10 protein-coding genes are annotated in these 10,339 nt (G+C 38.7%); 7 read left to right on the forward strand and 3 right to left on the reverse strand.

Features of this window, described 5'->3' with window-relative positions; translation table 11 throughout:
- Positions 1–99 precede the first annotated feature (99 nt).
- Complete coding sequence (gene rppA / locus AC2JBO_RS24815; protein ID WP_496956303.1) at positions 100–771, reverse strand: two-component system response regulator RppA; 672 nt, start codon at positions 769–771, stop codon at positions 100–102.
- Between the two features lie 3 nt (positions 772–774).
- On the opposite strand from rppA, the gene AC2JBO_RS24820 reads away from it, so the two are divergent.
- Positions 775–1,176, forward strand: a complete 402-nt coding sequence (locus AC2JBO_RS24820) for a hypothetical protein (RefSeq protein WP_496956304.1) — start codon at positions 775–777, stop codon at positions 1,174–1,176.
- A gap of 31 nt (positions 1,177–1,207) precedes the next feature.
- Positions 1,208–3,115 (forward strand): GTPase family protein, encoded by a 1,908-nt coding sequence (locus AC2JBO_RS24825; protein WP_496956305.1) that lies wholly within the window; start codon positions 1,208–1,210, stop codon positions 3,113–3,115.
- A gap of 6 nt (positions 3,116–3,121) precedes the next feature.
- On the opposite strand, the gene AC2JBO_RS24830 is transcribed toward AC2JBO_RS24825, so the two are convergent.
- Together AC2JBO_RS24830 and AC2JBO_RS24835 are read right to left on the reverse strand one after the other, a co-directional pair.
- Positions 3,122–4,714, reverse strand: a complete 1,593-nt coding sequence (locus AC2JBO_RS24830) for a pseudouridine synthase (protein ID WP_496956306.1) — start codon at positions 4,712–4,714, stop codon at positions 3,122–3,124.
- Between the two features lie 17 nt (positions 4,715–4,731).
- A complete protein-coding gene (locus AC2JBO_RS24835) occupies positions 4,732–5,187 on the reverse strand; it encodes a GNAT family N-acetyltransferase (protein WP_496956307.1) in 456 nt (151 codons plus the stop codon).
- 270 nt (positions 5,188–5,457) lie between these two features.
- On the opposite strand from AC2JBO_RS24835, the gene AC2JBO_RS24840 reads away from it, so the two are divergent.
- From AC2JBO_RS24840 to AC2JBO_RS24860, 5 genes are all read left to right on the forward strand, one after another.
- Positions 5,458–6,288: a Uma2 family endonuclease gene (locus AC2JBO_RS24840; RefSeq protein WP_496956308.1), complete on the forward strand. Its 831-nt coding sequence runs from the start codon at positions 5,458–5,460 to the stop codon at positions 6,286–6,288.
- Positions 6,289–6,376: 88 nt separating this feature from the next.
- Complete coding sequence (locus AC2JBO_RS24845; protein WP_496956309.1) at positions 6,377–6,859, forward strand: DUF6882 domain-containing protein; 483 nt, start codon at positions 6,377–6,379, stop codon at positions 6,857–6,859.
- A complete protein-coding gene (gene nei / locus AC2JBO_RS24850; RefSeq protein WP_496956310.1) occupies positions 6,838–7,662 on the forward strand; it encodes an endonuclease VIII in 825 nt (274 codons plus the stop codon). The genes AC2JBO_RS24845 and nei overlap by 22 nt, the downstream gene beginning before the upstream one ends.
- 35 nt (positions 7,663–7,697) lie before the next feature.
- Complete coding sequence (locus AC2JBO_RS24855) at positions 7,698–8,426, forward strand: hypothetical protein (protein ID WP_496956311.1); 729 nt, start codon at positions 7,698–7,700, stop codon at positions 8,424–8,426.
- 483 nt (positions 8,427–8,909) lie between these two features.
- Complete coding sequence (locus AC2JBO_RS24860; protein ID WP_496956312.1) at positions 8,910–10,316, forward strand: esterase/lipase family protein; 1,407 nt, start codon at positions 8,910–8,912, stop codon at positions 10,314–10,316.
- Positions 10,317–10,339 lie beyond the last annotated feature (23 nt).

The raw sequence follows: 10,339 nt of genomic DNA on the forward strand, positions 1-10,339 counted from the left end.
CTTATATCTACGTTGAAATTCCCTTATCGCGTCACGCACCCTACGGTTTTTATGTGCCACTATCCGTTACATCCGTTTATCATCCGTTGCCAGGTTTATTCACAGAATGTTAAGACGATAACCTATACCGTAAACGTTTTCTAACCAATCTTTGGCGCCTACTGTTTGCAGTCTTTGTCTTAACCTACGTACTAAGGTGGTAATAGCGTTGCTTTCTGGTTCGTCTCCCCATCCCCATAATGCTTGTTCGATTTGGGTGTAAGTTAATACTTGACGAGGGTGACGCATTAAATACTCCATCAGTTGAAATTCACGACCCGATAGTTGCGTTGTAATGTTGTCTTTTGTAATTGTTAAATTATTACGGTCGAGATATAACGATGATAGTGTCAATGTATCGCTTTGCCATAGTGGTGAGCGTCTACCTAGCGCGCGTACTCGTGCGAGTAATTCAATTATATCTATGGGCTTGACTAAATAATCGTCGGCGCCTGCATCTAAACCAATTACTTTATCCAGAGTTGTGTCTTTTGCTGTCAACATCAATACTGGGGCAGTTTTACCGCTGTTACGATATTGCCGACACAGTTCTATTCCGCTCACTCTGGGCAGCATCCAATCTAAAATTAATAAGTCGTAATCTTTCTGCGACATTAACCATTGTGCTGTGTCTCCATCTTCTACTGCATCTACGGTATGTCCCGCTTTTGCAAGTGCTGCACGTATCGGTTCTAATTGGTCTACATCATCTTCCACTAGTAAAATTAACATAATATGTTTGAATCGAAATTGTTTAAAGGGCTACGTGCAACTTTTTTTGAATTATGGCTACCTCTACCTATTCTCGCTTTGGGCTTTTGGACTTTCAGTGGTATTGCTATGTATAGTGTTTTAAATCGCTCCATAAATACTGAAAAATATCTACAGGTGGAACGAGCAAAACCACTCCCTCAAATTGTAGCCGTTGCACTGCCTTTACGAGTGGCGCCGAAAGCTATTTTTGTTGAAGTTGATAAAAACAAGGGTATATCGCGTGTTAAAGTACAAACCAAAAATTCCCCACTCAGCGAGGTTGTATTCGAGTTTCCCGTTACCGAAACTAGCCAAGTTGAAACTGCAATTAGTAAAGCATTGGGAATGTCTGATGATCAAGTCAGGGATTTAATTGTTAAATAATAGAGGAAGAAGCTGAAATGGGAACAGTACAATGGTACGATTACAACTTTGGCAATGGCTAGTTCTAGGACTTCCTGTCGCATCTATTATCGGTTTTCTCTTGGTTGCTGCGGGAGTACAAATCCATGTATGGGGACTAAATTGGATTTGGGGCATCTTTACTATTGTATTCGTTATCTGGCGCCAGTTACTAGTTAAGTGGACGAAGCCTGTTTTAGCGCAAGTCGAACAAGTTGTAGCAGAAGTAAGTCGCGAGTTAGAATCTACACAAAATGATGAAGTTGCAGTTGGAACGAAAGCGAGTCAAATTGAAAGCGCTTTAAAACAAGTTTTAGAAGCATCACAAGACGATACAGCAATTTGGGAAGATTTACAAACTTTTTGGCAGCGATGTGTAGATTTAGTATCGGCAATTGCCCAAATCTATTATCCTGATGTAAAATACCCTCAGCTAAATATCTACGTTCCTCAAGCTTATGGGTTAATTCGGGGAACGGTTGATGATATGGATAGCTGGATGCAAAAGCTATCACCCGCATTAAACCAAATTAGTATTGCACAAGCATACGAAGCATACGAAGTCTACCAAAAGCTCGAACCTTCCGCGCGTAAATTACTACGTGTATGGAATGCAGCACAATGGCTACTCAACCCAGCCGCTGCTGTTGCAAAGCGCGCGTCGCAAGGTTACAATAACAAAGCTAATCAGCAGTTACTGGGAAATTTAAACCAGCTGATGCGTGAAGCTGCTTTGAGAAATTTGTGTAAGCAAGCTGTTACTCTCTACAGTGGTAAAGCCAAAATCACTATACCTACAGCACCCACAACAACAGAATTACCGCAACCAAAAACCGAAACTCTACGAGATATTCTTGTTCAAGCTCAACCTATTGAACAAGTTGAACTCAAACCTGTTAATATTCTTATTGTCGGTCGTACTGGCGCCGGGAAAAGCAGTTTAATCAATACACTATTCCAATCTGAACTTGCTGAAGTGGATGTACTACCAAGTACAGATAAAATTCAAAGCTATCATTGGCAAACCGAAAGTAAAGAAGAATTAACCTTATTAGATACCCCAGGTTACGAACAAGTTAATAGCGGCACCCTTCGTGATACAGTAATTGAGTACACACGCAAAGCTGATTTATTATTACTAGTCACACCCGTTCTCGACCCTTCATTACAAATCGATGCAGACTTTTTGCGTGATGTAAAAACTGAAGTGAGCGATTTACCAATCATCGCAATTGTAACCCAAGTTGATAAACTGCGTCCGATTCGAGAATGGAAACTGCCACTAGATTGGCAATGGGGAGAAAGGCCTAAAGAAATTGCTATTCGTGAAGCTATACAATACCGCGCGGAGTTACTCAATAATTTCTGCAGTATCATATTACCTGTAGTTACAAGCGATATCAAAGCAAATCGACAAGGATGGGGAATAGATACATTATCGCTTGCCTTGGTCGAAGCAATCAACCCAGCAAAACAACAGCGACTAGCGAGATTTTTACGTGATGTTGATACAAAGAGTTTAGCTGCTGCAAAGATTATAGACAATTACACTTTCCAAATGACTACAGCACAGGGAATAACTGCGCTGCTGAAAAGTCCGGTTTTACAATTTATTTCTACCATGTCTACTGGTTCTCCAGCACTTGCTAATTTACTTGCACAGAAAATACCCGCTGAACAGTTACCCCTTGTGATTGGTAAATTACAAATAGCATACGAATTATTTTCGCTGTTGAGTCCCGATAGTGCAAACCCTCTCAACTTTGACTTACGCTCTATTTGGGTTCTCCTTATCGATAATACATCGGCGCCTGACCGCAATGCTTGGGCTTTTGGTCGCGCGCTGATTGAGTATTGGACACAAAAGTTAACGGTTGAACAACTTAAAGGACGGTTTGAGTTTTATTTGCATCAAGGTTAAGAATTTTTACCACGGAGACACAGAGGATATAGAGAACTTTCCTAAAATGGGATGAGTAAAGCAAAGTTCACTCGCGTGTAAATATAGTCTTTCTACTTTACCATCACCATACAATCTATCACCTAAAATGGGTGTACCAAGACCTTGTTTATCAGCGGCGTGAACTCGTAATTGATGCGGGCGCCCTGTTAATGGTGTAAACTCTACACGTGTGTAATTGTCTCTGTTTATAACTTTGTAATGAGTTGTGCAGGGTTTGCCATATTTCCAGTGTACTTCCTGATATGGACGGTTTTCTGGGTTTCCCCATAGTGGAAGCTCTATAACACCTCTATCTGTATCTATATCACCAGAAAGTACTGCTTCATAAACTTTGTGAACAAGTCTTTGCTCAAACTGTTTCGCTAGTTGACGATATATATCTAAGTTACGCGCGATGAGTAAAATACCTGAAGTGTCTTGGTCTAAACGATGTACGGGAATAAGTTTCATTCCATCGGGTAACAAATTACGCAAACGACTCAGTACACTGTCTTGAGTATTAAGGTAGCGACCGGGAACTGATAGTAATCCAGAAGGTTTATTAACGGCTATAATATATTCGTCTTCGTATAACGTTTCTATGTTTGTGTCGTGGTTTGTGTTGTGTAAACCGGATAATAAAAATCCCATTATTGGTTGACAACGTTCTACACAGGCGCCGTAAAATTGTCCAATAATCTTATCACCGGAAGATTCTCCCCACCAAAACTCTGCCATTGCTAAAGGTTTTAAGTTATTTGTGGCAGCGTAATGTAGTAATTTTGGAGCGCAACATTCACCTGTTCCTGTGGGTATTTTTGGCATTAATTGCTGTAAAGATTGTGACAACCCTAAAAAATTAGTCAGCGAATAGAGTGCGTGCATTTTGGTTTGAAGTTGACGCGATAGTTCTTGACGTTGTTGTTTGAGTTCTGTAATACGCGCGTTTGCGGAATCGATTATTTGCTTTAATGGATGTAACACTTCGTCGCGTTGACGTTTCTTAAGTTTCTTCTCAATACCATCGCGACGACTTTCTGCTTCTAATTCTTCTATTATACTATTAGATGTAGATGAAAGGCGCCTTTCGTGACGCTGCTGTTTACGCTGTTGATGAAGTATATTTAATTGTTCTATTTCAAGAGAAAAGTGATGTGACCATTTTTCATACTCTTGTCGTTCTGGAATTTGTTGTAAACTAATTATTTCCTGTTTAATTGCATCCAACTTACTCAAAACGTCCGCTTCATCTAATATAACTTCTTCACGTCCACTTATTGGTGGCGCCCAACCTTCTACATAACTTTCTCCATTTAATAGCCCAGAGAAGGCTTTTAATACTCTGTGTTCGCCTGTTGCCAATTCTACTAGTAATATACCGTACATTTTACCTTCCTGTGAATAGCGCGCGTCTTTTTCTAAGTGTCGCATTAAACCGCGCGCAACTTCTTCTGCCAACCCACTACGAGGAAGCTGCTTCAATTTAGCATTTGCATATCCTTGATAATAATAGCTCGGAAGTACGTTTGGAACAGATACGGAATTAATAAAGTCAGATAGCTTATGCAATACAACCATATTTAATAATGAATGTTTTATTTATATTTTTCCATAAACACAAAAACCAAGTCCTTTGTTATTTCTTCACTCTTGAATGCGCTATATCCAAGTCGTTCGTAAAAAAGAATATTATGTTTGCTTCGATGTCCAGTAAAAAGTTCAAAGCATCGAGCTTGCTTAAAGTGTAACTCTATCTGCTCCATTAACTTTGTACCTGTACCTTGTCTCTGAAAATTAGGGTGGACAATAAGACGCTCAATATAACAAGTGTCAGAAGCATGATAAGCTCTGACTGACCCTATAATTACATTTTCAAATTGTGCCTTCAAAAAAATTTTACGCACGAACTCACATTTCAACTCGTCTAAAGTTTGGGTCAAAGGTGGAATACTAAAATCATTGTAAATCTGTGCCTCAGATTGATAAGCTAATTTTTGCAACTCTAAAATAGTTGCTGCGTCTTCCATCTGAGCTTGCACTATGTTTGTCATTATCTAAAAGTCAGGTAATGTACCTCTAAATATAACAATATTATATAAGTTGTGAAAACCTTCCCTTTCTTTGTGTCCTTTGTGTCTTTGTGGTAAAAATAAATACCTATTTTTTGACGAAACGTATGTCAGTTTGACATTTGTCACAAGTAGTCAAACAGTGCATCTGTAATTCGTAGTAGATTAATACTTGTTAATGCGGTGGAAATTTACCACATCTACCATCTACACTGAGGATAACTACCTCAATATATCTGGAGGTGCTGTAATATGGTACGACAAGTAACAGAATTGGATACCGCCGACTTGGACATCTACCCAGAAAGCGACGGTCAACCGATGGCGGATAATACACTACAGTATAGTTGGATTGTTTTAATCAAAGAAGGTTTAGAAATACTGTTTGAAGCTTTTTTAGATGTATTTGTAGCCGGAGACTTATTATGGTATCCAGTTCAGGATGATAGTAATATCAACTGTGCGCCAGATGTAATGGTAATATTCGGTAGACCAAAAGGCCATAGGGGTTCCTATATACAGCATCTTGAAGGTAATGTGGCGCCGCAAGTAGTATTTGAAATTCTCTCACCAGGTAATAAGCGTACTGAAATGGAGGAGAAGTTTAACTTCTACCAAACGCATGGTGTCGAAGAATACTACCTTTATGACCCGAAGAAAAATAATTTAATTGGCTGGGTACGTACAAATAAAAGATTAAAACCGATTAAAAAGATAAACAACTGGGTAAGTCCAAGATTAAAAATAAAGTTTGTACTAACACCTGTGACACTTGAAATTTACCATCCAGATGGAGAAAAATTTTCAACTACTGTCGAAATAAACAGAGAACGCAAGCAGGCAAAACTACTTGCTCAACTCGAACAACAGCAACGTTTATTAGCTGAACAACGTTTATTAGCTGAACGGCAACAACGTGAAGAAGCAGAACAACGCGCTCAAGAAGCAGAACAGCGCGCGGATACTGAACGGCAAGCAAGAGTAAATGCTGCATCTCAATTATTGCAAACAGGAATGAGCGCAATGCAGGTTGCACAAATACTTTCGTTGACTTTGGAAGAAGTAGAACGGTTGAGAGGATGAAAAGCAAGTCGGTGCGTGACGCTACCAGTCTTATAATGTTAGTTGAAGTTTTTTTGTAGCGTCACGCACCCTACATATTATGAACAAAATGACGAAAGATGAATTTGCGATGTTTTTTGAGCAGTCTTTGAAAAATCTTGAGCGCAAGCAAGAAGATTTGAAGGATAAGTATGCTTTTGGCACGTTTCCGACTTGGTGGTTTGACCAAGAAGTTGGAACACTTCAATTTCAAGATGAACAGGAACAAGTACAAGTCGAAGCTTTAATTACACCTATCGGTTCTTTCTCTTACAAAAGTTACACTTGGCAGTGGTCTTGGGATAATACATCAATTTTGGAGAGTTTACGACTAAAATCTGAGAGAATAAAGGAGTTACACTCTTTTACCAATGCTCCCATTTTTGAGGCGCCGATAGTAAAAATCGAAGAACACCAAGCTTGGGAGCTTTCGGCAATGGCAGTTGAATATCTTAAATCTTTGGGATGTTATTCTATGCCTTTAGAGGGAAGACAATTACGAAGTTTTGTTTCTATAGATGAAATAATCAAATGCCCGAAGGACCTGAGATAAAGTTAGCAGCAGATAAAATTGCCAAAGCTATCTGCAATTTACCTATTACAAACATATTTTTTGCGTTCGACTCACTTAAGCAGTTTGAACCAATTTTGGCAAGCGAGCAAGTTATTTCTGTCAAACCCAAAGGTAAGTCACTGTTGATTCGATTTAGCAATGACCTTAGTATATATAGTCATAACCAACTTTATGGAGTGTGGTATATACGCGCGGCAAATAGTTACCCTACGACAAATAGACAACTGCGTCTAGCAATTCACACTTCTAAGAAATCAGCTTTGCTATATAGTGCATCAGATATTGCAGTTCTTAGCGACGCAGAAATTGCCGTACATCCATTTTTAAAGAATCTTGGTGCTGATGTATTGGATGAAGCTACAACTATCGAACACATCCATCAGCGTTTACTTGATAAACAATTTTACCGTCGCGGGTTCCCATCACTACTATTGAATCAACAATTTTTATGTGGGTTGGGTAATTACCTTCGTAGCGAGATTTTATTTGTAGCTCGTATATACCCTTCACTACGTCCGGTTGATTGCACTGCTAGACAAATCGAAAAATTAGCAGAAGCAATAATTGTGATTCCTCGTAAATCTTATATTACCAAGGGTATCACGAATGATATCACAATCGCGAATAAATTAAAAGCCGCAGGTCAACCGCGTAAAGCATATCGTCATTGGGTATTTAGTAGAGATGGTCAACCTTGCCACTTATGCGGTACAGAAATTTTGAAACAAACACTCGGAGGAAGACGTATATATTATTGTCCTAACTGCCAACGTCAAGAGTAAAGTATTACCCAATATTAGAAAATAAAACGTAAAGAATGGAACAGTCTAATCAAAACCAACGTTCAAGTACAATATCAATTCTACTGTGGGTAGTTGTAATTTGCTATGTATATGTGTTGCTACTTTCTCCAACAGGACAACTATTGAGTGGTGAACCAGTTTGGGCTATTAAGCCACAAACAATACAAGAAATTATCAACGAGTCAATAAACTTCTTTTTTATTCTACCGATTTTCAACTTACTGGGATTTACATATATACAGGCGCCTGTTGTTCATCCTTGGCAGGAAGCGTTATTTAACTTTGCTGAAGCTTGGATGTTTATGTTCTTACCTGTAATGCTAAAGGATAAAAAAGGCCAAGGACTTCCAAAGCTGTTAATTTGGAGTTTAGCTATGTTCCTCACGAATACTTTTTTAATTCCTTATATGGCATTACGCGAGGTTAATAACGTTAATAACATTGTCGAAACTAAAGAAAATATACAACTTAATCGTGTGTTTGGGTGGACTGGTTTAATTGTTGGTATTATTTCTATAATCTGGTTATTCATTGGTAGACCTGAATTTGGTGATTTCCATGAGAGAGCGCTATATTTTATACATTACGCATTGCCCCAACGTTTAACTATTGCTTTCTGCGTTGATTTATTGCTATTTGGCTTATTTCAATTTATGCTGATTGGAAGTAGCGAACCAGTAGAAAGCAGTAAACGCTGGTTACGTTTTGTGCCTTTTTTTGGTATGGCGATTTACCTATTGTAAGAGTATGTTACGCCCGTATAACAACTACAAAATGACCTTTTTGTGTTGTTGCAGTTTTAGTTTTCAAGCGTTCAATAAAAGGGGGTGCATTTCGTGATTTCTGTTGGGTTATTGGAGCGTACAGCAACCTACGACTTAACCGAGCTGTATTGAATTCGCTTCGATATTTCAGGAAAACAAGTAGACACGCTTACACGTAAAGTCTCTACTTCGTCCGCACATAGAATTATTGAAACTTGTGTTTGTTACTAAAGGTGCCCTTCGTGACGCTGCTGTTTACGCTGTTGATGAAGTATATTTAATTGTTCTATTTCAAGACAAATAGGATTCGATTAATCTTACTTGGCAAGTAAATGATAGTGAGGATATTGAAGTTGAACTGGGTGCTTTTGGATAAGTTGAAAATCTTGGTTCGATAACTTATGCTATCAGTCAACACTCTAGTCTGGGAATTGTTAATATTTACTACCAATAATGGAGTGCATGGATTGCTGTCACTCAGCTACAGGTACAAGAGACCCAAAAGTAAAAGTACGTCAGGCGCAGGCACCAATAAATTCGCAGCGAACTTTAGACAGCTTTATTTTTGCTCAAGATAAAGCTGCATTAAACCAGTTCTTAAGTAATGAGACGACAGATGTTGAGTGGTTAAAAGCAAAGCACATTGTTCTTGCTGCTTGCCGAGCCGACCAAGTAGCAGAAGAATGTAGAGATAAAGATGGTAAAGACAGAGGGGTTTTTTCTTATTTTCTGTTAGAAACACTACAAAAAACTAATGGTAACTTGACATACCAAATGGAGCAAGTAAATTCTCGTCAAATCAAGAAGAGTCCTGGGGGAAATTATGATGATTGGATGACTAAGAAAGTCACGCTTACTTACGTGCGTCCACAAGATGCCAAGCTTCTTAAGCAAAGTGAAAGTACTACCTTACTTGATGGTGTAGTGGAACTACAACCTCATCCAGGTTTACAGGCAAAAGCAAACCTAATTACCGTTCCGCAAATCACCAGAGATGTAACGAATCCAGTTTTACCACCTATCTTAACGCAAGACCCAACCGTATCCCAACCTTTCCAATTTACCACTAGTAGAGGTAGCGATCCAGGGCTGAGTGTTTTAGAGTTAACAGAAGTGCAAAATTACACATCTATTACACCAGAAACGCCGCTCAAATTATTAGTAAATACAACTTTGGGAGAAAATGAACATATTTTACCATTAGCTTACGACGGTGAGTTTTACGTCCCTTTAGGTCGAGGAGTCAAAACTGGAGATGGCAAAACAGAAATTCTTTTAGCTCATTTACCTAGCCCAACAAATAGTAGCCGTAGTGTATCTGGCTCAGTTAAAATTTTATTCCAAAAACTGGTGACTCAAACACTAGGCGCCCCCTTTGAATATCCAATTTTAGCTATAGCTGATATTGGTGAAGATGGCAAACTAATTCCTAATTCGGGCAACAAAAAGTTAGAAAATGTTAGAGCAAAAGTTGCACAATCTCAGAAAATTTTACTTTACATTCATGGTATTATAGGTGACACTGAAAGCCTAGTTAGCAGTGTTCAAAAGACCAAAATTGGAGAACAATCAATTAACGAACTATATGATTTAGTGTTGACTTTTGACTATGAGAATCTCAACACTAGCATTCAGAAAAATGCTCAGTTATTACGCCAACGTTTAGAAGCAGTTGGCTTGGAACCAAACCACGGCAAAGAATTGCATGTTATTGCCCACTCAATGGGTGGTTTAGTTTCACGTTGGTTTATTGAGCGTGAGGGTGGAAATGAAATTGTTCAACATTTAATAATGTTAGGTACACCAAATGCTGGTTCTCCTTGGTCTAAACCCGGATTTCTCACAAACGAGAAAAAATCATTGATTTGAATAAAATTGAGGATGATTTAATT

It is taken from the genome of Calothrix sp. CBUCES-K 9914 (assembly GCF_059640475.1).